Genomic DNA, 21518 nt, shown 5'->3' on the forward strand with positions numbered 1-21518 from the left:
CGTCGTGCCATGACGGCCTGAGGCTGCCGATCCCGTCATCGCCGCCGCCACGACCCGGCGGCGATGGACCCCGCGACGGTGCAGCCGAACACCGCCAGCGCGACGCCGATCATCAGGAACACGGTGGACAGCCCGCTGCCCAGCCGCAGCGCCAGCCAGCTGCCGCCCACCGCCGTCAGCAGGCGCAGGAATTGCGCCAGCACCGGCCAGATCAGCCGCCCGGCGCCCTGGGAGGCGAAATACAGCACCAATCCCAGGCCGAGGAACCCGTAGAACGGACCGACGATTTGCAGATACAGGCTGCCGGTCGCCAGCATCGCCGGATCGGTATCGAACAGCGACAGCCAGGCGTGCGGGAACAGCGCGGCGGCGAGGCCCACCGCCTCGGTGATCACGAAGCCGAACACGCCGCCGACCCAGGCCGCCCGCAAGGCGCGATGCACGTTGCCGGCGCCGATATTGGTGCCGACGATCGCCACCAGCGGGCCGCCGATGCCGAAAGCCAGCGGCACCATCAGGTATTCCAGCCGCGAGCCGGTGCCGAACCCGGCCAGCGCCGCGGCGCCGAAGCCGCCGACCATGCCGGTGGTCAGCATGATCGTCAGGTTGGTCTGGATCGAGGTGGTGGAGGCCAGCGCGCCGACCCGCAGGATGGCCCAGAACAGGTGCCGGCGCAGGCGCGACGGCCAGCCCGGACGCAGGACGCCATGGCCGCCCCATAGATAGGTGGCCTGCAGGAGGATCCCCAGCACGTAATAGAGCAGCAGGGCCGTCGCGCCGCCGGCGATGCCCATCCGGGGAAACGGTCCCAGGCCGAAGATCAGCGACGGCGACAGCGGGATCAGCAACAGCGCGCCGCCGCAGATCACGCCGCCCGGCACCAGCATGTTGCCGGTGCCGCGGATCACGCTGGCCAGGGCGTTCATCGCCCATAGCAGCACCGCGCCGGCGTACAGGATATTGGAGTAGGCCAGCGCGGCCTGCAGTGACGCATCATGTCCGCCCATCGCCCGGTACAGCGACGGCCCGAAGGCCAGCATCCCGACGGTGCAGACGAGGCCCAGCGCGCCGTTGATCACCAGCGCGTGCCACACCAGCGCCTGCGCATCCTCCCGCCGCCCGCCGCCCAGCGCCCTGGCGACCGCCGAGGAGATGCCGCCGCCCATCGAGCCGGCGGAGATCATCTGCATCAGCATGATCCCGGGAAACACCAGCGACGCGCCCGCCAGCGCATCGGTGCCCAGCTTGCCGATGAAATAGGTCTCGATCAGCCCGGTCGCCGACTGCGCCAGCATCAGCAGGACATTCGGCGCCGCCAGCCGCAGCAGCAGCGCGGCCAGCGGTGCTTCCAGCAGCGCTCGGGTGCGGCGATCCATGGCCGGGGCGGCCTGTCCCGGAGACATATCCGACCGGTCGGTCGGAACCGCGATAATGGTGGCGCTCATGCCGCGGCCTTTTCGACGAGGATGGTGGTGAAGACGACCTCTCGCAGGCGGCGCAGCGCCGTGGGGTCGCGGTCGACCTTGGAGCGCAGGACGGACCCCTCGAACGCGTCGACCAGGAAGGCGGCGACGGTCTCGGGCGGCAGGGCGATGGTGATCTGGCCCGCCGCGACGGCCTCCCGGATCGTGGCGGCCAGCAGCGTGGTCCAGGCGGCGAAGATGGAGGCCAGCCGGTCGCGCACCAGCCGGCTGTCGACCGCCAGCTCCGCCGCGAAGTTGCCGATCATGCAGCCGGGATGGACCTTGCGGTCCTCCCGTTCCGTGACCTTGGCGTCGAACCACGCCTTCAGCCGCGCCAGCGGCGGCCGGGTCTCATCACCGAGCACCGCGATGGTGCGGGCGGCGCGCTGTTCCCAGAAGCGGCCCAGCACCTCCGCGCCGAACTGCTCCTTGGACTCGAAATGCGTATAGAACGTGCCTTTCGGCACGCCGGCCGCCTGGATGATGTCCTGCACGCCGGAGGCATGAAAGCCCCGCGTGTGCAGGAGCTGCAGCCCCGTGGTGATCAGGTGGTCGCGTGTGCCGGTCTGTCGCATGCCGTTAACATGACCGATCGGTCGGGTTATGGCAAGGAGGCGGCTGACCGCAGCCGCGGTCAGGGCGGGGCGCCGCGGCCATGCTCAGGGCGGGACGCCGTCGCAGCCATGTTTAGGACGGCGCGCCCTCGCAGCCATGTTTAGGACGGCGCGCCCTCGCACCCATGTTTAGGACGGCGCACCCTCGCACCAGGCCCGCCAGGTGGTCCGCAGCGCCGCGCCCAGCGACCGGCCGAAGCGCGGTGCGTCGCATAGCGGGCTTTGCCGCACCTGCCGCCGCAAGCCGGTCCGCAACCCGGTCAGGCCGCCGATATCGGCGGCGCGGGCCACCGCCAGCGCCACATAGTCTTCCAGCGACCCCGCGACCCAGTCCGCGAGCCCGGCATTGCAGAGATGGCTGGCGGAGTGCCGCGCGGCGAACAGCAGACCCGGCACGGTCACGGTCGGCACGCCCATCCACAGTGCCTCACACGTCGTCAGCCCGCCGCTATACGGAAACGGGTCCAGCGCGATGTCGAGCTCGGCCAGCTCGCGCAGGAAGGCGCGATGCCCCGAGGCGCCGCGCAAGGCGATCCGCCCGGCATCGATACCCTGCGCGGCGAAGGCATCCAGCACGCGCCGGGCCACCGCCGGATCGGTCAGCGGGTGCGATTTCAGCAGCAGGCGCGACCCTGGCACCTGGCGCAGGATCGCGCCCCAGGTCTCGATCACGAGCGGCGTGACCTTCGCCAGGTTGTTGAAGCAGCCGAAGGTGATGAAGCCGTTGGCGAGCGCGGGCAGGGGCGTCGTGTCGGGCGCGTGCGACGGTGGACTGTAGCAGACGTAACCATCCGGCAGGCGCAGCAGCTTTTCAGTGTAGTATCGATCAAAACCGTCCGGTGTCTCCCAGCGATCGGTCAGGAACCAGTCCATCTCCGGCAGGCCGGTGCTGTGGTTCTGCATGCCGACCCATTTGATCTGCACGGGCGCCAGCCGGTTGGCGCAGGCGCTCATGCGCCCGCCCTCGCCATAGCCGCCCAGGTCGATCAGCACGTCGATGCCGCGCGCGCGCACGACATCGGTCAAGGCCGCGTCGTCCAGCCGGTCCACCTCCACCCAGGCGCCGGCGGCGGTCCGGAACCGCCGCGTCAGCGGGTCGTCCCCCGCCATCGTCCGGGTGAAGCAGGTGATGTCGAACCGGTCCGGGTCCAGCTGCTCGATCCCCGCCACTGTCAGCCACCCCACCGGATGCGCCCGGAACGATCCCGACAGCAATCCAAGCCGCAAACGCCGCTCGGGGTCGCGGGCATTGGTCAGCGGCAGCCGCGGTCCGCGCGGCAGGATGGCGGAGCAATCGGCCAGCGCCGCCAGCAGCATGTCTGGCGTTGTGTCCTGGCAATAGGGCAGCACGTTGCACAAGGCGCGGCGCGGCAGCGACGCCTCGGGCGCCAGCGCGATCGCCTGCCGCGCCACCGCCACCGCGTCCTCCTGCAAGCCCAGGCACACCGTGGCGTTCGCCAGATTGCATAGCGGCGCCGGATGCGGACCGGACCGGTCCAGCACCGATCGCAGGATGCGCCGTGCCTCGGCATGGCGGTGCAGCCGCATCAGGACCGCCGCGTGATCGTTCGCCACCCGCGGATCGTCCGGCGCCAGCTCCGCCGCTCGGCGCAGCACGCTTTCGGCCCGAGCGGCCTGGGTGGTGCGGGCGAGCAGACCCCCCAGCAGCCGCCATGGCTCCGGTGCATCCGGGGCCAGGATCGTTGCGGCTTCCAGCAGATCGATCGCCTCCGCCGGACGGTCCAGCTTGTCCAGCAACACCGCGCGGCCGGTGAGCGGCACGTGGTTCAGCGGCTGGTCGGCGCAGCGCCGCGTCAGCCGCGCCAGCTCCGCCTCGGCCTCATCGGCGCGCAGGGCGGCGTCGAGGCCGCACAGCACATATGTCAGGTTGTCGGGCGCCAGCGCCTGGGCGCGCATGAAGGCCGACAGCGCCTGCGACGGCGCGTCCGTCATCTGCAGGGCGAGGCCGAGGACGAACCACGCCTCGGGATTGCCGGGGGCGCTGCCGCAGGCACGCAGCAGCAGGTCGCGTGCCTCCTTGGCCGCGTTGCGCGCCACCAGCAGGCCACCGAGCGCGATCAGCGCGGCGGGCCGGTTGGGCCGCAAGGTCAGGACGTGGCGATAGGCTTCCTCGGCGCCGGCCGGATCGTTATCCGCGCGCAGGCTTTCGGCCAGGCGCAGGAACGGCTCATCCCAATCCGGCAGGCGGATGGCGATTTGCCGCATCAGCGTCCGGGCCTTGGCGCGATCGCCGGCCTTGTCCTCGGCGATGGCGAGGTTGAGCAGGGTGACCGCCGATGGTCCGCTTGGCGATGGTCCGCTTGGCGATGATCCGTCCGGTGACGGTCCCTCCGGTGACGGCCCATCGGTCGGCGGCCTGCCTGGTGACGCCGCCCGGCGCAGGATGGCCAGCGCGTCGGCAAAGCGTCCTTCGGCGAGGGCCGCCACGCCGGCCGAGGCCAGCGCCTCGCGGTCCGGCGGGTCCAGTTCGAGGCCGTCCGGCCAGGGTACGCGTGCGGTCATGCGCCGGGACGCTCCGCGACGACCAGCAGGCCGGGGACAAGGGTGTCCGCCTCCCGCCGCATCGGCAGGGCGTCACAGCGCAGCAGGCACAGCCCGGCCTCGGTCAGCGCGTGCCGCACATAGGCTTCCGCATGCGCGTAGCGGCCCAGGCGATGCAGCGCCCAACCCGCCTCGCCGGGCGGCCGGGCTTCCAGCGAGAAGGCGAACCAGCCGCCGGGCGCCAGCCGCGCCTGGACGGCGGTGAACACATCCTCCAGGGCGCCGAAATAGACCAGGACGTCGGCCGCGGTGATCAGGCGCCATTGCCCTTCCTCTTGCAGCACGGCGAGGATATCGGCCTCGCGCAGATCCGCGTACAGACCCTTGGCGCGTGCCTGCGCCAGCATGCGAGGCGAGAGGTCCACGCCGGTGATCGGGCCCACCGGCAGGTCGCTCAGGACCAGGCCCATGAGCCCGGTGCCGCAGCCCAGGTCCAGCGCCGGCCCCAGCGCCGGCCCTAGGGGACAGCCCGCCTGCATGGCCGGATGCCGTGCCACCGCGTCGCGGATGCGCGCCGGCACGCTGTATCCCAGGGTGATCAGGTGGGATTCGAAACGGTCGGCATAGCCGTCGAACACCGTGGTGACGTATTCCGCCGGCGCACGCCAGGTGCCGGACATGCAGCCGGATGCCGCGGCCAGGTGGCGGACATAGGGGTCGTGCGGTCCCAGCTTCAGCGCTTCCTCATAGGCCAGGGCGGCGGCATCGTGCGCGCCCAGGCTGGTGAGGGCGTGGCCCTGCATGCCGAAGGTGCAGGCATCGGCGATGCCGATCGCGCGCGCCTCCTCCGCCAGGTGGATGGCGGCGTGGAAGTCACGCTGGCGGATGCAGATCAGCATGGCGGCGTTGCGCAGCCCGATATGGGACGGTGCCAGGGACACCCCGCGGGCCAGGACGTCGAGGGCGGCCTCGGGCTGGCCGCCGGCTTCCAGCGCCGTGGCCAGCGCCTCCCGCCACGCCAGGGTCCGCGGTGCCGCCGCGACCGCCTCCCCCACCGCGTCCTCCACTGCCTCCCCCAGGCATGCGGCGGCCTCGGCCGTTCGGCCGAGTGCCAGCAGCGCGTTGCCCAGCAGCGCCTTTGCCTCGGTGTCGGACCGGTCCAGCGTCACGGCTTCGGCGGCGTCCCGCGCGGCGGCCTCGGCATCCCGGCGGCTCAGATGCGCTTCCGCCCGGGCCTTGTGCAGCGGGGCGTGACCGGGTGCCTGGGCGATGGCGTCGTCCAGGCCGCGCAGCGCGGCCTCCGCGTCGCCGTCGCGCAACGCCAGGCGAGCGCTCAGCACTGCCAGTTCCGGCGATCCGTCCGGTGCGAGGGCCCGCGCCGCCGCCAGCAGCGGACGCGCGGCACCGGTGCGGCCGGCCTCGATCAGGGATGCCACGCGCCGGCACAGCGTCACGGCCTCGGGGGAAACGCAGACAGTATCCACGGCGGGGCTCCTTTTGAGCCGGTTACGGAACGGTCAGGCCAGCACGCCCCCCGCCTGCACGGCGAGTGACATGAGGTCGGTGCTGGACGAGGATGAAGTGCTGCTGCTATCGGCGTTGGCGATCAGGTAGCGCTGGGCGAAACCTTCGACGAATGTCGGGTCCTGCAGCTTGCTGATGTCCAGGCGGCTGGTGATCGCCTTTTCCTGTGCTTCCAGCGGCTGATAGGCGATTTCCTCGGGGATGCCCAACGCGGTGGTCACCACGGTCCGCAGCGTGGTGTTGCTCAGGATCTGGTCCACCGAGGTGACCGACGATGCGAGGGACTTGAATGCCAGCGCGTTGGCCAGGCCGGGCGTCGTCTGATCCTCCTGCTGTTCCCACACCGTCTGGGCGTAGGCCTGGGCGACCGCGGCGATGGCGGTGGGGGACTGGATCGTCGACAGGCCCTTGGTCGCGAAATTGTAGGTTTCCGCCATCGTCTTCCAGCGCGTATCGGTCAACTGGTTGACCAGCGAGCTGGAATCACTGACGTTCGACGTCAGCGCCGCCTTGGCCAGGGCGGTATAGCCGGTTTCATCGCTCAGCCCGTTGGCGGTCAGCAGCACATCCATCGCGGTCTTGTTGGACAGCAGCTGATCGACGCTGGTGGCGCTTTCGACCGCGCTGGTGAAGGCGGCGACGGCGCGCTGCACCTCCGGCTCCTGGGCGGTGGCGGCGACGTCCTGGGTCTGGTTCTTCTCGGCGTTCGACAAGGCCTGCAGCGCGTCCTGCGCGCTCTGTCCCGTCGTGGTGCCGCCATAGATCGCCTCCAGCAACGAGTCCGTCGTGCTATTGCTGCCGGACAATCCGCTGTAGAGCGTGAGCAGGTAGCTTTGGTCGGAGCTCATGGCCGGTGGCGCCTCCGGGCTAGGGCTGGCCGGACAGGCCGGCGGCGAAATTCTCGTTGATGCCGATCAGGAAATCGAAATCCGGCGATTCCTGGTCCATCTCCCGCTGCACGGTCAGGCCGACGGAAACGATCTGGGCGCGCATCGGCAGCGGCAGGCTGTTCGACGGGTCATGCATCAGGTCGTGCACCGTCATCCACAGCCGTCGGTTATCGGCCAGGGCGCGAATCCGCGCGATGGTGCCGCCATCGCGGGCGGCTTTCAGGGCGGCGGTCGCTCGACGGAAGACATCCGCCTCCTGATCGCGCTGGGAGCGGTGGCGCGACGCGGCCTCATAGGCTTGCACAGCCTGTCTGGACATCGACATGGTGGTCGGGTTTCCCTGACGAGATGGGGGCTGGAGTGGTCTTGCCGAGGACGGCGTCCTCGTACTGGATCACGCGGCGGACCAGTTTCAGGGCCGCGTAGCAATCATCCTCTTCGGCGGCGACCAGCGCCTGATCCAGCAGCATGCGCACCAGCTCCACCGTCGTGGCCTGCTGAAATTCGGTGATGAAGTGGCGGGCGGCGTCGAGGCCGGCCTCCCGCTCCGCCTCGGAGCCGATATAGGCGGACTGGATCGCGAAATAGATCCGCCGAGCGGGGCTGACGGCCTGATCCGGGGCCATGATCTGCTTGCCGAAGAGAAACCGCGCCTTCGCCGTCAGCTCGATGCGAGAGCGTGTGCGGAAGCGGATCGGCGCGCCATTGACGATCATGACCTCGCCTTGGCGCAATTCCAGAACGAGATTGGACATGGTGGCCTTCCGCGCAGCAATACCCTGTTATCCTGTCGAACCGGCCCGACCGGCGGCTGCCTGCCCCGTCATCCGGCCGGTTCGTCCGGAACGCCGATTACTTGAACAGGCTCAGCAGGGTCTGCGGCGCCGAATTGGCCAGCGACAACGCCTGGGTGCCCAGCTGCTGCCTGATCTGCAGGGCGGTCAGCTGTGCCGACTCCTTTGCCAGATCGGCATCCACCAGCGCGCCCAGGCCGCTGTTCAGCGCGTCGATCTTGTCACTGTTGTAGGTGATCTGGTTGTTCACATAGTTGATCTCGGCGCCCACCGTGTTCAGCGCGGAGCCCAGCGAGTTCTGCGTGTTCAGGAAGGTTCCCGTGGCGGTGAGGAACGCCTGCACCGAGGTCGCGGAGTTCAGCTGGCTGGCGGTGAAGGCGATCGAGGTGTACAGCGCCGATCCGCTGAAGGTGGAGATGCCGTAGGTCGATCCGGATTCGTTGCGGACGACCGCGATGCGGGCGAAGACGCCGTTGCTGCCGCTGATGTTGCCGACCAGGCTCTTGCCGTTGTAGTTCGCGTCCTGGATGAAGGTCTTCACCTGCGCGAGATAGGATGTGTATTGCGCGGCGTATTGCGTCCGCTCATTCCCGCTGACGTTCTGATCGGCCAGCTTCAGCAGCACGTCGCGCATGCTGGCCATGGTGTTGGAGACGTCGTTCAGGCCGGATTGCGTCGTCGACAGCAGGCCCTGCACGCCCCCCAGCTGCTGGTTGGCGCTGGTCAGCGATCCCACCGTGGACCGCACGCTCTGCGCAATGGCATAGGCCGCGCCATCGTCGGTGGCATCCGCGACGCGATAGCCGGTGGAGATCTGCTTCTGGGTCGCGGAGAGCTGGCTCTGCGTGACGTTCAGCGACTGCAGCGCGATCATCGCGCCCATGTTGGTGTTGACGGAGTTCAGGGACATAACGCCGTACCCTTTGGGTCTGGATTGCCAATGCCGCCTTTTTGCGGCTCATTCCGAACCTGCGCCCTGTCTGGTTAACAGACAGTAAACCGCGGCGGGATTTTTCATGACGACAGAAATTTTACCAGTGTCAGGCTGCTTTCGGTCGATAACAACTGATACGATGCCTGCAGCCGCGTGTTCGTCTGCGTCAGCTCGGACAGCACCTTGGCCATGTCCACGTCCTGTACATTGGAGATCTGGCCGGTCAGCGCCGTCTGCGTATCCGCAAGCTGCGTCTGGATCGTCGTCAGGCTGGTCTGGCGGTCGCCCATCACGCCGGCATCCGTTGCCATCGCGGTGACGGCACCGCTCAGGCTGCTGCGCGTGTCCTCCACCAGGTCCGCGAAGCCGGCGTCGTTCACCTGGGAACTGCTGAGCGAGCCCAGCGTGGCCAGCCCGCGCATCAGGTCCCGGATATAGGATCCGGTGGTGGAGCTGCCGGTGGACACCGCGGCGCTGTTGGCGCTGGCCAGCATGCCATAGGCGACGGTCTGCTGCGCGCCGACCTGGACCACCGGTGCGCTGAGCGATGCCGCGGCCTGCGACAGATAGGCCGAGAACGGCGAGGTGCCGCTGGCATTGGACGACGCGACCGCCAGGGTGCTGGCCGCCGTCGCCGCCGCGCCATTGGCCGACAGGGAGGTGACGGCGGTATTGATCTGCGTATAGAAACCCGAGGACAGGATGCCGTCCGGGTTCGGCACCGGCGGGTTAGCGCTGTCCTGCCCGGCGAAGACGTAGACATCCCCGTACTTGGTATCCAGCAGCCCGGCGAGCTGCTGCAGCGCGGAGCGGGCATCCGCCGCCACGCTGTCGATCTCGGTCGGGTAGGTCTGGCTGAGCTTCGCCGTGTCCGCCAGGAAGGTGGCGGCGATCGACTGGATCTGCGTCATCGCGGTCTGCGTCACCGTCATCATGCCGGTCGCCTGGTCGATATTGGTCTGCCAGGTCTGCAGGCTGGCGACCTGCGGGTTCAGGCTCAGCGCCGTCGCCGCGCCCTCGCCCAGCCCGGCGTAGCTGCGCGCGATCAGCCCGGAGCTGGCCTGGTCCGTCAGCGTGTCCACCTGCGAGCGGATCTTGCCGCCATCCGCGACCAGTTGCTGCACCAGGCTGGAGCCGCCGCCCAGGACGCTGCCGACGCTGACGCTCATTCCGTGGCCTGCAGGATGGTATTGAACATCGATTGCGCCACCGTGATGACGCGGGCATTGGCGCTGTAGGCGTTCTGGAGCGTGATCATCTTCGACATCTCGGTATCGACGTTCACGCCGCTGACCGAGGCGACCTGGTTCTGCAACGCCGTCTGCACCGACTGTTCCGTCGATAGCTGGCTGGTGACGGTGTTGCTTTGCGCCGAGAGTGTGGAGGTGATGCCCGAGGCATAGCTGGCGAGCGTGGCCGCGCCACTGAACTGTGCCGTCAGCGTGCCGCCTGGACCCAGCCCGGTGGTGTTGAAACCCGGCTGCGGGACGCCGGCCTGCGCGTCGCTGCCCAGCGCATAGCTCAGCACGCGGGAGATCAGCGTGCTGAAACCGGACGGGCCGGTGGCGGGATTGGGCGTGAAGGCGCTGGCGCCGGTGGCGCTGCCGGCGATCGTATCGGTGCCGTCGCGCACCAGGGAGGGCTGTGCCTGCACCGCGGGGTTAACCTGGATGCTGGCGGCATAGCCCACATAGCCGGCCTGCACCGGCGGCCCGCCCAGGGTCGGCACGGACCCGGATCCATCGGTGAACAGGGTCAGCCCCTGCGCGGCGAACCGGCTGGTCAGGTTCACCGAGAACTCGTCCAGCTCCGCCTGCGCCGTCGGGATCGTCTGGTCCCGCAGGGCAAGGTTGGCGCCGATTTCTCCGCCGGTCATGCCGGCGGTCACATCCTGTCCGTTCAGCAGGATGCCCGACAAGCCGCCGCCGGGGTAATAGGATGCCGGCTGCGTCGAACCGCCGGCGATGGAGAATGGCGCGCTGGTGCCGTGGATCGGCAGTTGCGTGCCGCTGCTGGTGTAGACCAGCAGATCGCCGTTCGCCTGCTGGATCGTCTTCACGCCGACCAGGCTGGACAGGGTCTGCACCGCGGCGTCGCGCTGATTCTCCAGATCCGCGGTCGCGTGACCGACGGCGGTCGCGGCCATGATCTTGTCGCTGAGCTGGCCGATCGTGCCGAGTGTCTGGTTCAGCGTGTCGACCTCGGATTGCAGGGTCTGCTGCGCCGTCGTCCGTTGCTGGGTCAGGGAGGCGCTGAGCGTATTGATGTCGCCGGCGAGCGTGCCGGCGGCGGAGACGACCGCGCTTTGCGCCGCCTGGCTGCCGGGGTCGGTCAGCAAGGTGGAAAACGAATCCTGCAAGGCGCCGACAAGGCTGCCCAGGTCATTGCCATCGCCGACCGTGCCCAGCACGGAATCGATCGCCTGCAGGGCGGTCTGCGTCGTCGCCAGATTGCTGACGGTGGCGTTCTGCACCGTCAGCGAGTCGGTCAGCGCCTGGTCGATCTGCCGCTGCGCCACGCCGGTGCGCACGCCGAAGCCGACGCCGTCGCCGACGATGCTACTCTGCGTCGACACCTCGGTCGCGTAGCCGGCGGTACCGGCGTTGGCGACGTTCTGCGAGATCAGCGCCAGTTGCGTGTTGATGTTGGCGATGCCGCCGGTGGCGATCGACAACGCGCTGGTGAGGTTCATCCGCCGGGTCCCGCCCTGTCCGCGCCCGCGGGTCCGGTCAGCCCAGCATGTTGATGGTGGTCTGCATCATCTGGTTGCCGGTGGTGACCACCTTGGCGTTCGCCGAGTACGCCTGCTGCGCCACGATCAGGTCGGAGAACTCGGTGGCGATGTCGACGTTCGATCCCTCGACGGAGCTGGTCACCAGCGTACCCGCGCCGTTCTCTCCGGCCGCGTTGGCCAGGGGCGTGCCGCTGGCCAAGGTGGCGGTGAAGGCCTGGCCGTTCTGCCGCTGCAACTGGTCGGGGGCGTTGAAGGTGACGATCGGGATCTGCGCGATGGTGCGCGTCTGCCCGTTGTCGTAATTCACGATGACATTGCCGTTATCCTGCATCGTGACGCTGGAGAAGCTGCCCGGCGGCACGCCGTCCTGGGTCAGACCCTCCAGCTTGTAGGTGGTACCCGCATACTGGGTGACACCCTGAGAGCTGCCATAGGTCCCGAGATTGAGCGCGATGGTCTGCGCACCGGAGCCGAAATTGGCCGAGAAATTCAGCGTTGCCGGCTGGCCGGCGGCGTAGCCGGTGGTGGTGACGGTTCCTGGGTCGGTTGTCGAGGCGGCGATGTTGCCGATCGTTCCCTCGGACACGCTGTTGCCGCTGGCGCTGCCGAACGACACGTCCGCCGTGCCGGCATCGACCGTCGAGCCGCTGGACGGGTCCGCATAGCTGAGCTGGACGCTCCAGTCATTCGTTGCGGTCTGCGTCCAGTTCAGCGTCACCATGTGCGCGGTGCCCAGCGCGTCGTAGACGGTGATCTGCGATGACAGCGGAGAGGTGGCGGTGGCCGTGCCGCTGGCGGGCGTCGCGGGGAGGTTGGCCGACAGCGTCACGGAGGTGGTGGCGACGGGGTTGTAGCTGAGCTGGGTCACCTGGATCGGCGACAGCTGGTTCTGGTCGACCACGCCGGTGGTGCCATTCACCGTCCAGCCGTTCAGGTACTGGCCGACATCGTTGACCAGGTAGCCCTGCTTGTTCAGCGAGAAATTGCCATCCCTGGTATAGTATTGCTGCGGATCGAAGGTGGGCGTGCTGGCCGTGCTGGTGGTCTGCCCGGTTGCCTGGGACACCGCGAAGAAGCCCTGGCCGGCGATCGCCAGCGCCAGGGTGTTGTCGGTCTGGCTGACCGATCCCTGGATCGAGTTGATGTAGTCGGGCCGAGCGACGACGGCGCCGGAATCGTTGCGCGTGGCGGAGCTTTGCGTGAGGTAGTCGGCGAATGTCGTGTCGACGCGCTTGTAGCCGGTGCTCTGGCTGTTTGCGACGTCGTCGCTGATGTTGCCGAACGCGGCCGACTGGGCACTCAGGCCGCTGATCGCAGTGTTGATGGCACCGAAGAGTGACATTCTGCCGTACTCCGAACGAGGGTCTCCGGGTTTGGGACTGCGAAATGCGTGCCATGCGCGGAGGCGGGCGGGGCGGGTCGGGGCGGGCGGTCGCGCCGGCGCGGCGCGGCGCTGGAAAAGCCGGGCATTCTTGCCGTCCGGGCGGGACTCCGGCGTCCGCCGTCCGGGGCCATGTGCTGCGGCCGGGCGGCTTGGCCGGATGGGCTGATGGCCGCCCACCGGCAGGTTCGGCCGGGCAGATTCTGCCGCGTGTCCGTCGAGAAGGGCGGTCTTCCGCGGGGTTGGGCGTGGCCCGGCATTTGCTGTGTGGATGCGAACCATGGTTCCGATCGCAACCAGCCTGCAAGCCGAGGCTCCGACTGCCACGTTGCCGCCGCCCACCACGGCATTGGCGGCTGCGCCCAGTGTCGCGGTATCTGGTGTCGCGGTATCCGGTGTCGCGGTATCCGGTGTCGCGGTATCCGGTGCCGCCGGCACAACGATGACGGCCTGCAACGACTTCCGGGCGCATCTGGACACGGCGGTGCGGCGTGGCGCGGTGCAGAATGCCGTGAGGCCGGCGTCCGCCGCCACGCCCGGTGCCGGCGCGGCGGATGATGCGGCCGGGGCAGGGGAGCCCGACGAACGGACCGCCGCCGCACCAGCCTCCACCAGGTCGGCCTTGCTGACGGCCGCCATGCGGACCGACGCCGCGCCTTCCTCACCGGCACCGGTCACGCCATCGGGTCAGGAGGCCGATGCGCCCGTCCAACCGGCGGCACCGGCCGGTCCGCCGAGGACCGCCATCGGCCTGTCGAAATCCGGCGCCAGACCGGGCGGCGACCGCAAATCGGGTGGCGCGGGCGTCCTCCGGGCCGATGGTGCGTCCACGCCGGCGCTGATCCCGTCGTCGGTTCCGTCGCCGGTTCCGTCGCCGGTTCCGTCGCCGACGCCGCCGCCCCAGCCGGCCGGTTCGGTGTCCGCCGGGGCGGTTGCGGATGGCGAGGCGGCGGCCGATGCGGCACGTCCCGCCGCCGGCCGGGGCTGGGCGGCGGATGGCCAGGCCGATGCCATGGCCCGGGGCGCAGACAGCCAGGCCGGGACGGCCGCGCCGGCGCCGCCAACGCCTCCGTCGGGCGCCGACGGTCCGCCGGCATCGACCACCGCGGCATCGGCCACCACGGCATCGGCCACCACGGCCGCGCCGCCGTCGTCGGCACCGGTCCCGGCCCGGGCTGCGGACCCTCCGCCGGCCGACTCCCCCGCATCCGATCCTGCATCCGGTTCCGCGTCGTCCGCCAGCCCGGCCATCGTCTCGCCGGCCATCGTCTCGCCGGCCATCGTCTCGCCAGCCCGGCCGGCCACCGGATCCCGGCCAGCCCAGGCCGGAAACGCGGATACCGCCTCCGATACAAGGACGTCCCAAACCTCGGCATCCCAGACCTCGGCATCCCAGACCCCGGCATCCCAGGCCCCGGTGTCCCTGACCCTCGCCTCCCTCGCACCGGCGTCCGCGGCCGCGATGTCGGCAGCACCGGCCTCGCCGGGCGGTTCGTCCGCGGCAACACCGTCATTCAGCCTGTCCGGCGCCGGGCATGACGACCCGCCCACCCGGCAGGTCGCCTCCGTCCTGATGTCGGTCTCCCAGACCGCGTCCGGCGCCGATCGCGTCACCGTGCGTCTGCATCCGGCGGAGCTGGGCATGGTGCAGGTCCGGATCGAGCGCGGCCAGGACGGCGCGACCCAGGTGACGGTCACCGCCGAGAAGCCGGGGACCCTGACCCTGCTGCAACGCGACCACGCCGATCTGCATCGAGCGCTGGACCAGGCCGGGATTCCGGCCGATGGGCGCACGCTGTCCTTCCACGCCGCCGCCGTCACGGCCGATGCCGGGACCAACCAGGGCGCGGGAAGCCAGGGCGCGGGAAGTCAGGGCGGCGACGCATCCCACGCGCGGACGGCCGCACCGCACGGCGACACCGCCGACGCCGATGGCCGGGGCAACGCGGCGTCGCAGGATCTCCAGGGCGGGGGTTCCCGGCATGGCGGCCAGGGCAACGGCTCCGGATCACCCAACCAGGCGCGCCGCCACCTCCCGCTCGGCCGCCTCGCTGCCGGCGACGCGGACGCCACCGCGTGGCGTCGCGTCGGCCTGGATATCACCGCGTGACGATCAAAAAGGATCGCGATCATGAGCACCACCACCACAACCGGCAGCGCGACCTCGGCGGCCAGCTCGGCGTCCAGCGCCATCACCCAGACGGGCACCACGGCGCTGACCAGCCTGACCAGCAATTTCAATGATTTCCTGACCATGCTGATGACCCAGCTGCAGCACCAGGACCCAACGCAACCGATGGATGCCAGCCAGTTCACCAGCGAACTGGTGCAGTTCTCCAGCGTCGAGCAGCAGATCGCGACCAATACCAACCTGACGCAGCTGATCACCCTGACCCAGGCGAGCCAGATCGAGCAATCGTCCGATATGATTGGCAAGAAGGCGACCGTCAGCAGTAGCCAGCTCGTATTGCAGAACGGGTCGGCGCAGGTGAACTTCACCACCCCATCGGCTACCCCGGTCGTCGTGTCGGTGTACAATTCCGCGGGAACGCAGATCCAAAGCAGCAGCTTCACCAGCAACGCCGGCGCCAATACCTGGACCTGGGACGGCAAGGCGGCGAATGGCGTCACGCAGCCCGATGGCGCCTACAAGGTCGCGGTCAGCTCGGTGGGCAGCGATGGCTCGACCTCGGCGGTCAGCTACACGGTCACCGGTACCGTCACCTCGGTGCAGAATAATGACGGTACCGTGACCCTGCAGATGGGCGGGTTGTCGGTGCCATTCAGCAGCGTGCAGTCGGTGGATGGCTGACAAGCGCCGGTCCGGTTCCTATATGCGGGACTGGTTGCCCTGATGGCGGTCGAACGCTGTGACACTGGACGAACTCGCTGACTTCCTGACATCGGACAAGGCGCCGCCCGGGTGCATGGACCTGTCGGAGCTGGACGGTTTCCTGGCCGGCCTCGCCGCGGGTCCCGAACGGGTGCCGCCCGAGGAATGGTTGCCGATCGTGTGGGACACGGACACGCCGGATTTCGCCGACGCGGCGGAAGAGGCGGAGGTCGTCGACACCATCACCGGGCTCTACGCCGCGATCGAGAAGGCGCTGGACACCTCGCCGCTGACCTATGCGGCGATCCTCTGGCAGGATCCGGCCGGCAACACCGTCGCCGAGGACTGGGCGGCCGGCTTCATGCAGGCCGTCAGCCTGCGCGCGGACGCCTGGCAAGCCGCGCTGGCGGATGAGGAAGCGTCGCCGCTGCTGATCCCGATCGCCACGCTGGCACAGTCGGCGCTGCCCGAGTCCGAGCGGGGTGTGTCGTTGCCGGATGACGCGCTGGACACGCTGACGGAGGAGGCCGAACAGGTGCTGCCCGTCTGTGTCGCCGGCCTGCGCCGTTTCTGGGCGGCGCGCGCGGCCGATGCCGGCGCGACCCGGCACTGAATGCGGTTGCCTCGGGCCGGCGACAAATTATGATTCTGACTCAGATCGTTGCGGTGCCATCGCAGGGCCGGTCCGCGCGTCGCGCCACAGGCCGGGTCTGCCGCCGTGTCCCGACCGGTTCGGGATGTCAGGTGAAATCGACGATCCCCAGGCCGAGAAACTGGCGCCCGGTGCGGTCGTTCACATCGCTGTACTGGTCCAGCCGGGTGAACAGCCGGTTGGCGGGCATCACGCCCTCGATCAGCTTCCATACCTGCACGACCCCGCCGCAGGCATCGTTACCGATGTCGTGCAGGGCGATCCGCCGCGCCGTGTTCTTCACCGCCGCATAGTCATGCAGGCAGCCGGACAGCGAATGGTCGCCGTCGATCAGCACGAGGTCCCACATCGTTTCGTTCAGATAGGCAAGGACGGGGGGTGACTGGCTGGAATCCACCAGGTAGTCGAAGTCCTGCAAGGCCGCGTAGTCGCGCAGCGTGGCGCTGTCCTGCAGGTCGATCGCCGCTGCCCGCCGCAGATCGCCGAACCGTTTCAGATATTCCACGGTGATGATGAACGTGCCGCCATGGCGGCAGCCGACCTCGGCATAGGTCGCGATCCCCAGTGTCGACAGATGCACCAGGTAATGGCTGAACTGGATCGGATACTGCCATGATTTCAGGCCATGGCCACACCACGGATAAAGATCGCGGGGGAATTCGTGCAGCATCTCATCGTTCAGCCCCAGGAACGGCAGCAGGCAGGATTCCAGCCAGCCGGCGTCCCGTAGATTGTCGAGCGGAACGGTCCGGATGGTATGGACGGCCTGCGGCATGTCGGCGCAGCGTGGAACGGCGATGTGGTCCATTCTGGTCCTCTTCCTCGCCGCATCGCGCGGCAGCTTGATGGAGCCCCGGTCAGCGGGAGCACGCCGTCGTATGGGGGTCATGAAATGCTTAATAAATACCTAACGAATCGAGGGATGGTCCGGCATTTATGATCTGACAGCGGAAATATTCCGCTTGTCCGGAGAGCCGCCGCCGGCCAATCTGATCCCGATCCCTGCGGATACCGGCGCCAGGCATGACATGACCCCCGTCTTCGAAACGATCGAGGTGGAACCCGCACTGCCCTGGCCGCGGGGTGGCGACATTATCGTCGGTGCGGGGATTCCGCCGCAGATCGCGCAACGCTACGCGGCGCATCATTTTTCGTTGCCGGTCCAGCACGTGACCGCACGGCACGTCGTGCTCGATGCGGATACGGGTCTGGTCTTCCACCGCAACGTGCCGCTGCCGTGGTCCTGCTTCTTCGGGCCGCATGACCATCGCATGCAGGCCGATTGCGCCGCTGCCCGAACCCGCCACCAGGCCGGCAGCCTGTCAGTGACCGGACGGCGCGTCTTCTGCGGCTTCAACCGGCATTATCGCAACTACGCGCATTGGGTGACCCAATGCATCCCCGCCATCGCCGGTTACGCCGCCGCCGATCCCGGCTTCATGGACGGGATCCTGCTGCTGCCGCCGCTGCCCGAGGCCTATGAACAAGCTCTTTCCCTGGCCGGGCTCACGCTCCCCGAGGTGCTGCGTGTCGATCCATCGCGTACGGTGTCGGCTGAGACCCTGGTCTGGTCGTCGCTGCTGGGCCACCATCATGCGCCATCGCATCTCGGCAGGGGGGTCTTCGGCCGCATGGCCGACGCTGCCGGCGACGATCCCGCCCCCCATACCCGTATCTACGTCAGCCGCTCGGATTCCGCCGCGCGTCCGCTGGTGAACGAAGCGGACCTGGCCGGCCGGCTGCAGGACCTCGGCATCGTCACGATCGTGCCCGGCACGCTGCCGATCGAGCAGCAGATCCGGCATTTCAAGGCGGCCCGGCTGATCGTCGGCGCGCACGGCGCCGGCCTCGGCAATGTCGTCTTCTGCCGTCCCCGCTCGATACTCTACGAACTGATGCCGGACCACTGGAGCGGGTCCTTCGTCGGTCCCAGCATCAACGTGTTCGCCCAGACCGCCGGCATGCACTACGTCATCGACGCCTATCGCGCCCTGGGGACCTGGGCGCGGGACGGTCATCAGGTGCCATGGGCGGTGGATGTGGACGCCGTGCTCGACCGGGTGCGGGCGATCCTGGCGCATCAGGATTGCTGATGCCGCCGCCCGGGTACGAAGGCCGGCCGCCGGTCGCAGGTCGCCGGTCGCCGGTCGGCGGTATCCGGCTGCCCGGCCGAGACGTCAGCCGACCGGTGAACGGGTCGTTCATGGGCCGCCGGCGAGCCCCTCCATTGCGCGGCGGCGCGCGACATGGCTTGCTGCGGCCAGGCAGACCAGGCGGAGGAAGCGACATGGCATTCTATGAGCTGCGTCAATACAAGGTGTTGCCCGGCAAGATGGCGGGCTGGGTCGAGATGATGGAGAAGGAGATCATCCCGTTCCAGGTCTCCAAGGGCATGGTGATCTGCGGCAGCTTCCGTGGTGAGACGGATGACTCCATCTATGTCTGGCTGCGCCGCTTCGAGTCCGAGGAAGAGCGGGTGCGGCTGTACAAGGACGTGTATGAGTCGACGTTCTGGAAGACGAAGATCGCGCCGCTTGTCCCCGAGTATCTGGACCGGTCCGCGGCTATCATCACCCGTATCGTGCCCACCGGACGCTCAACGGTTCAGTAGCCATGGGCGTTCGGTGACCGTGGCGGTGCGGTAGCCGCGAGAACGAACCGGCCCGGTGCGGTGCCCCCGGCGGACGTCCCGCCGGGCTCCTCCGCCTGCGGCCCCTCCGACTGCGGCCCCTCCGACTGCGGCCCCTGGGGACATTTCAAAGAAGGGGCGCGGCACGCAGGGCGTCCCGATGGTCGCGTCACTTGATCGCCGGGTCCGTCCCTGCGAAAACCCCGGCTTCATCGCAGAGAACGCCTGTGTCGACGAAAAAGACCCTGACCGAAGGCCAACGGGCCTATGAGGCGAAACGCGCCGCCAAGGCGGGCATGAGCCTGGAAAAATGGCTCGCCGCCAAGGAGAAGGACCGCGAGGCCGAGGAGAAGGCGCGCCGCAAGGCCGAGGCGGCCGCCAAGCCGCCCAAGCCCCCTGGCTTCTTCGCCCGCCTGATCGAGAAGGCCCACAAGCCCCTCGGTTCCTGACCGCCATGCCTGCTCTGGTGGCACATGCCGACTGGAGCATGGATGCCCGCAAGCGCTGGATCACGGTGCTGCGCCGCGCCGGTCCGGGCTGGACGCTGACCGCGCCGCGCCTGGTGGGGGATGTCCGCAGCCTGCCCGCACGCCTGATGGCCGAGGCCGCGGGCGGGGCGGTGGCGCTGGGCGCCGACCTGCCGATCGGGCTGCCCCGCGCCTACGCGGCAACCCGGCCGGAGCCGGATTTCCGCGCGTTTCTGCGCAGCCTGGGCAGCCTGGGCAGCATGCCACGCTTCTTCGATGTCTGCGCGGTCCTGGAGGATGTGCGGCCCGACCGTCCGTTCTATCCGGCCCGCGGCCTCGCCGGCATGACGCGGCTGTCGCATGCGCTCGCCCTGGGTCTGCCCGACGCGGCGGCGCTCAGCCGCCTGTGCGACCGGGCGACGGCGGAGCGGCCGGCCGGCGCGCCGCTGTTCTGGACGCTGGGGGCCAACCAGTCGGGGAAGGCGGCGATCGCCGCGTGGCGGGACCTGATCCTGCCCAACCTGGATGCCGCCCCCGCCGATGCCGCGCCCGCTGATGCCGCGCCCAGGCTGGCCTTGTGGCCGTTCGACGGGCCGTTCAGAGCGTTGTTGCGGCCGGGCACCGTCGTCCTGGCCGAGACCTACCCGGCCGAGGCGCTGCGGCATCTGCGCCTGCGGCTGTCCGGCAGCAAGCGCCGCCAGGCGGACCGGGCGGCCATCGCCGCGCCGCTGCTGCGGGCCGCGCGTGCCTTGGGAGCCGAGCCGGACGACGCCATGCGCGCGCTTGCCGAAAACGGCTTTGGTGCCGATGCGGCCGGCGAGGACCGGTTCGACAGCACGCTGGGCGCCCTGTGCGTGCTGAACGTGGTGCTGGGCCGGCGGCCGGACCACGTGCCGGACGATGCGTGGCTGGCACGCTGGGAGGGCTGGGTGCTGGGGCAGACGGCACTGCCGTCGCCGCGCGCGTGAAGGCCCGGCGGGCGGCAGGGATTTCGGAGCCGGGATTTCACGCCGAGGACCGCATGCCAGGGGGACTGCGCCAAGTCTCGCGTCAAAGGTTTACGGCCAGCGCGCCTCGGGCGGCATGCTCATGAGGATGGCGTCCACATTGCCGCCGGTCTTCAGGCCGAACAATGTGCCGCGATCGTGGATCAGGTTGAACTCCACATACCGGCCGCGGCGGACCAGCTGGTGGTCGCGGTCCGCCTGCGTCCAGGGTTCGGCCATCCGCCGGCGCACGATCCGCGGATAGACGTCCAGGAACGCCTCCCCCACATCGCGGACGAAGGCGAAGTCGGCGGTGGCGTCGCCGCTGAAGTGGTGATCGAAGAAGATGCCGCCGGCGCCGCGCGGTTCCCGCCGGTGCGGCAGGTAGAAGTAGCGGTCGCACCAATCCTTGAAGCGCGTGTAGTAGTCGGGACCGTGGCGGTCGCAGGCCTGCCTGAACCGGGCGTGGAAGTCCGCCGCATCGGCGCGGGACGGGCCGGTGTCCAGGCGCATCGGTGTCAGGTCGCCGCCGCCGCCGAACCAGCCGCGTGTCGTCACCAGCATGCGCGTGTTGAAATGCGCGGCGGGCACCGCGGGACTGCGCATGTGCGCCACCAGGCTGATGCCGCTGGCCCAGAAACGCGGGTCGTCCTCGGCGCCGGGGATCTGGGTGCGGAAGTCCTGGCTGAATGCGCCCCAGACCGTGGAGACGTTCACGCCCACCTTCTCGAACACCCGGCCCCGCATCACGCTCATGACGCCACCGCCGCCGTCGCCGCCATCCTCGGTCGGCCGCTGCCAGGCGGACCGCTCGAACCGGCCGGGCGGCAGCTCGGCGTGCCGGGAATCGGCGGGCAGCGCATCCTCGATCGCCTCGAATGCGGCGCAGATACGGTCGCGCAGTGACTCAAACCAGTCACGCACATCCGATTTCAACAGGACATGCGGCGGCTGGTGTGTGATTTCGGCCATCGGGGGCTTGTTCCAGCAATACAGTGGGGGTAACCCCAGGGCACCCACGTTGCAGGTGGCAATGCGGGTCTGTAAAGAGCGTCAGCCCCTGTGTCCCACGATAGCCCGGGACGCAAAGGGCGGCGTGCTGGCAGGCCGGCAAG

General features: G+C 69.2%; 21 protein-coding genes. 7 read left to right on the forward strand and 14 right to left on the reverse strand.

Going from position 1 to position 21518, the window contains the following annotated elements; translation table 11 throughout:
* Positions 1 to 35: 35 nt before the first annotated feature.
* The 12 genes from VHC04_RS12510 to VHC04_RS12565 form a co-directional block, all read right to left on the reverse strand.
* Positions 36 to 1445: an MATE family efflux transporter gene (locus tag VHC04_RS12510; RefSeq protein WP_325681618.1), complete on the reverse strand. Its 1410-nt coding sequence runs from the start codon at positions 1443 to 1445 to the stop codon at positions 36 to 38.
* Entirely contained in the window at positions 1442 to 2038 is a 597-nt protein-coding gene (locus VHC04_RS12515; RefSeq protein ID WP_325681620.1) for a TetR family transcriptional regulator C-terminal domain-containing protein, read from the reverse strand. The genes VHC04_RS12510 and VHC04_RS12515 overlap by 4 nt, the downstream gene beginning before the upstream one ends.
* A 168-nt stretch (positions 2039 to 2206) precedes the next feature.
* A complete protein-coding gene (locus VHC04_RS12520; protein WP_325681622.1) occupies positions 2207 to 4600 on the reverse strand; it encodes a tetratricopeptide repeat protein in 2394 nt (797 codons plus the stop codon).
* Positions 4597 to 6063, reverse strand: coding sequence for a methyltransferase domain-containing protein (locus VHC04_RS12525; RefSeq protein ID WP_325681625.1), 1467 nt, complete (start codon positions 6061 to 6063; stop codon positions 4597 to 4599). The genes VHC04_RS12520 and VHC04_RS12525 overlap by 4 nt, the downstream gene beginning before the upstream one ends.
* 33 nt (positions 6064 to 6096) lie before the next feature.
* Positions 6097 to 6951 (reverse strand): DUF1217 domain-containing protein, encoded by an 855-nt coding sequence (locus tag VHC04_RS12530; RefSeq protein ID WP_325681627.1) that lies wholly within the window; start codon positions 6949 to 6951, stop codon positions 6097 to 6099.
* A gap of 19 nt (positions 6952 to 6970) precedes the next feature.
* The gene (locus tag VHC04_RS12535) at positions 6971 to 7318 is read right to left on the reverse strand and encodes a flagellar biosynthesis regulator FlaF (RefSeq protein WP_325681631.1); all 348 of its coding nucleotides are present in this window, start codon (positions 7316 to 7318) and stop codon (positions 6971 to 6973) included.
* A complete protein-coding gene (locus VHC04_RS12540; RefSeq protein ID WP_325681633.1) occupies positions 7284 to 7748 on the reverse strand; it encodes a flagellar biosynthesis repressor FlbT in 465 nt (154 codons plus the stop codon). The genes VHC04_RS12535 and VHC04_RS12540 overlap by 35 nt, the downstream gene beginning before the upstream one ends.
* A gap of 97 nt (positions 7749 to 7845) precedes the next feature.
* A complete protein-coding gene (locus VHC04_RS12545) occupies positions 7846 to 8697 on the reverse strand; it encodes a flagellin (RefSeq protein ID WP_325681635.1) in 852 nt (283 codons plus the stop codon).
* A 104-nt stretch (positions 8698 to 8801) separates the two neighbouring features.
* Positions 8802 to 9890: a flagellin gene (locus tag VHC04_RS12550; protein WP_325681637.1), complete on the reverse strand. Its 1089-nt coding sequence runs from the start codon at positions 9888 to 9890 to the stop codon at positions 8802 to 8804.
* Entirely contained in the window at positions 9887 to 11413 is a 1527-nt protein-coding gene (gene flgK, locus VHC04_RS12555; RefSeq protein ID WP_325681639.1) for a flagellar hook-associated protein FlgK, read from the reverse strand. The genes VHC04_RS12550 and flgK overlap by 4 nt, the downstream gene beginning before the upstream one ends.
* 37 nt (positions 11414 to 11450) lie before the next feature.
* A complete protein-coding gene (flgE, locus tag VHC04_RS12560) occupies positions 11451 to 12797 on the reverse strand; it encodes a flagellar hook protein FlgE (RefSeq protein ID WP_325681641.1) in 1347 nt (448 codons plus the stop codon).
* Positions 12798 to 13523: 726 nt separating this feature from the next.
* The gene (locus VHC04_RS12565; RefSeq protein WP_325681643.1) at positions 13524 to 14387 is read right to left on the reverse strand and encodes a hypothetical protein; all 864 of its coding nucleotides are present in this window, start codon (positions 14385 to 14387) and stop codon (positions 13524 to 13526) included.
* Positions 14388 to 14409: 22 nt separating this feature from the next.
* On the opposite strand from VHC04_RS12565, the gene VHC04_RS12570 reads away from it, so the two are divergent.
* From VHC04_RS12570 to VHC04_RS12580, 3 genes are read left to right on the forward strand one after another with little or no spacing between them, the layout of a single operon-like run.
* Positions 14410 to 14946, forward strand: a complete 537-nt coding sequence (locus VHC04_RS12570; RefSeq protein ID WP_325681645.1) for a flagellar hook-length control protein FliK — start codon at positions 14410 to 14412, stop codon at positions 14944 to 14946.
* Between the two features lie 21 nt (positions 14947 to 14967).
* Positions 14968 to 15648 (forward strand): flagellar hook assembly protein FlgD, encoded by a 681-nt coding sequence (locus VHC04_RS12575; RefSeq protein ID WP_325681647.1) that lies wholly within the window; start codon positions 14968 to 14970, stop codon positions 15646 to 15648.
* 58 nt (positions 15649 to 15706) lie between these two features.
* On the forward strand, positions 15707 to 16282 hold the full coding sequence (locus VHC04_RS12580) for a UPF0149 family protein (RefSeq protein ID WP_325681649.1): 576 nt from the start codon (positions 15707 to 15709) through the stop codon (positions 16280 to 16282).
* 127 nt (positions 16283 to 16409) lie between these two features.
* Here VHC04_RS12580 and VHC04_RS12585 read toward each other — a convergent pair whose 3' ends face one another.
* Positions 16410 to 17129, reverse strand: coding sequence for a class I SAM-dependent methyltransferase (locus VHC04_RS12585; RefSeq protein ID WP_325681651.1), 720 nt, complete (start codon positions 17127 to 17129; stop codon positions 16410 to 16412).
* A gap of 154 nt (positions 17130 to 17283) precedes the next feature.
* On the opposite strand from VHC04_RS12585, the gene VHC04_RS12590 reads away from it, so the two are divergent.
* The 4 genes from VHC04_RS12590 (at position 17284) to VHC04_RS12605 (ending at position 20385) form a co-directional block, all read left to right on the forward strand.
* Positions 17284 to 18414 carry a glycosyltransferase family 61 protein gene (locus VHC04_RS12590; protein ID WP_325681653.1) on the forward strand — a complete coding sequence of 377 codons (1131 nt, stop codon included), beginning with the start codon at positions 17284 to 17286 and terminating at the stop codon, positions 18412 to 18414.
* 194 nt (positions 18415 to 18608) lie between these two features.
* Positions 18609 to 18932 (forward strand): NIPSNAP family protein, encoded by a 324-nt coding sequence (locus VHC04_RS12595; RefSeq protein WP_325681655.1) that lies wholly within the window; start codon positions 18609 to 18611, stop codon positions 18930 to 18932.
* A 245-nt stretch (positions 18933 to 19177) separates the two neighbouring features.
* Positions 19178 to 19399 (forward strand): hypothetical protein, encoded by a 222-nt coding sequence (locus tag VHC04_RS12600; RefSeq protein WP_325681657.1) that lies wholly within the window; start codon positions 19178 to 19180, stop codon positions 19397 to 19399.
* A 5-nt stretch (positions 19400 to 19404) separates the two neighbouring features.
* Positions 19405 to 20385, forward strand: coding sequence for a hypothetical protein (locus VHC04_RS12605; protein ID WP_325681659.1), 981 nt, complete (start codon positions 19405 to 19407; stop codon positions 20383 to 20385).
* A gap of 90 nt (positions 20386 to 20475) precedes the next feature.
* On the opposite strand, the gene hemF is transcribed toward VHC04_RS12605, so the two are convergent.
* Complete coding sequence (gene hemF, locus VHC04_RS12610; RefSeq protein WP_325681661.1) at positions 20476 to 21375, reverse strand: oxygen-dependent coproporphyrinogen oxidase; 900 nt, start codon at positions 21373 to 21375, stop codon at positions 20476 to 20478.
* Positions 21376 to 21518 lie beyond the last annotated feature (143 nt).

It is taken from the genome of Rhodopila sp. (assembly GCF_035548095.1).
In the GTDB taxonomy this organism is placed as follows: Bacteria; Pseudomonadota; Alphaproteobacteria; order Acetobacterales; family Acetobacteraceae; genus Rhodopila.

What these genes read in the sequence shown, in the direction of transcription:
- VHC04_RS12515 (WP_325681620.1), bottom strand. Translation starts at nt 2,038, where the DNA reads ATGCGACAGACCGGCACACGCGACCACCTGATCACCACGGGGCTGCAG.
- flgK (WP_325681639.1), bottom strand. Translation starts at nt 11,413, where the DNA reads ATGAACCTCACCAGCGCGTTGTCGATCGCCACCGGCGGCATCGCCAAC.
- VHC04_RS12545 (WP_325681635.1), bottom strand. Translation starts at nt 8,697, where the DNA reads ATGTCCCTGAACTCCGTCAACACCAACATGGGCGCGATGATCGCGCTG.
- VHC04_RS12595 (WP_325681655.1), top strand. Translation starts at nt 18,609, where the DNA reads ATGGCATTCTATGAGCTGCGTCAATACAAGGTGTTGCCCGGCAAGATG.
- VHC04_RS12550 (WP_325681637.1), bottom strand. Translation starts at nt 9,890, where the DNA reads ATGAGCGTCAGCGTCGGCAGCGTCCTGGGCGGCGGCTCCAGCCTGGTG.
- VHC04_RS12510 (WP_325681618.1), bottom strand. Translation starts at nt 1,445, where the DNA reads ATGAGCGCCACCATTATCGCGGTTCCGACCGACCGGTCGGATATGTCT.
- VHC04_RS12605 (WP_325681659.1), top strand. Translation starts at nt 19,405, where the DNA reads ATGCCTGCTCTGGTGGCACATGCCGACTGGAGCATGGATGCCCGCAAG.
- hemF (WP_325681661.1), bottom strand. Translation starts at nt 21,375, where the DNA reads ATGGCCGAAATCACACACCAGCCGCCGCATGTCCTGTTGAAATCGGAT.
- VHC04_RS12530 (WP_325681627.1), bottom strand. Translation starts at nt 6,951, where the DNA reads ATGAGCTCCGACCAAAGCTACCTGCTCACGCTCTACAGCGGATTGTCC.
- VHC04_RS12575 (WP_325681647.1), top strand. Translation starts at nt 14,968, where the DNA reads ATGAGCACCACCACCACAACCGGCAGCGCGACCTCGGCGGCCAGCTCG.
- VHC04_RS12540 (WP_325681633.1), bottom strand. Translation starts at nt 7,748, where the DNA reads ATGTCCAATCTCGTTCTGGAATTGCGCCAAGGCGAGGTCATGATCGTC.
- flgE (WP_325681641.1), bottom strand. Translation starts at nt 12,797, where the DNA reads ATGTCACTCTTCGGTGCCATCAACACTGCGATCAGCGGCCTGAGTGCC.
- VHC04_RS12535 (WP_325681631.1), bottom strand. Translation starts at nt 7,318, where the DNA reads ATGTCGATGTCCAGACAGGCTGTGCAAGCCTATGAGGCCGCGTCGCGC.
- VHC04_RS12570 (WP_325681645.1), top strand. Translation starts at nt 14,410, where the DNA reads ATGTCGGTCTCCCAGACCGCGTCCGGCGCCGATCGCGTCACCGTGCGT.
- VHC04_RS12520 (WP_325681622.1), bottom strand. Translation starts at nt 4,600, where the DNA reads ATGACCGCACGCGTACCCTGGCCGGACGGCCTCGAACTGGACCCGCCG.
- VHC04_RS12585 (WP_325681651.1), bottom strand. Translation starts at nt 17,129, where the DNA reads ATGGACCACATCGCCGTTCCACGCTGCGCCGACATGCCGCAGGCCGTC.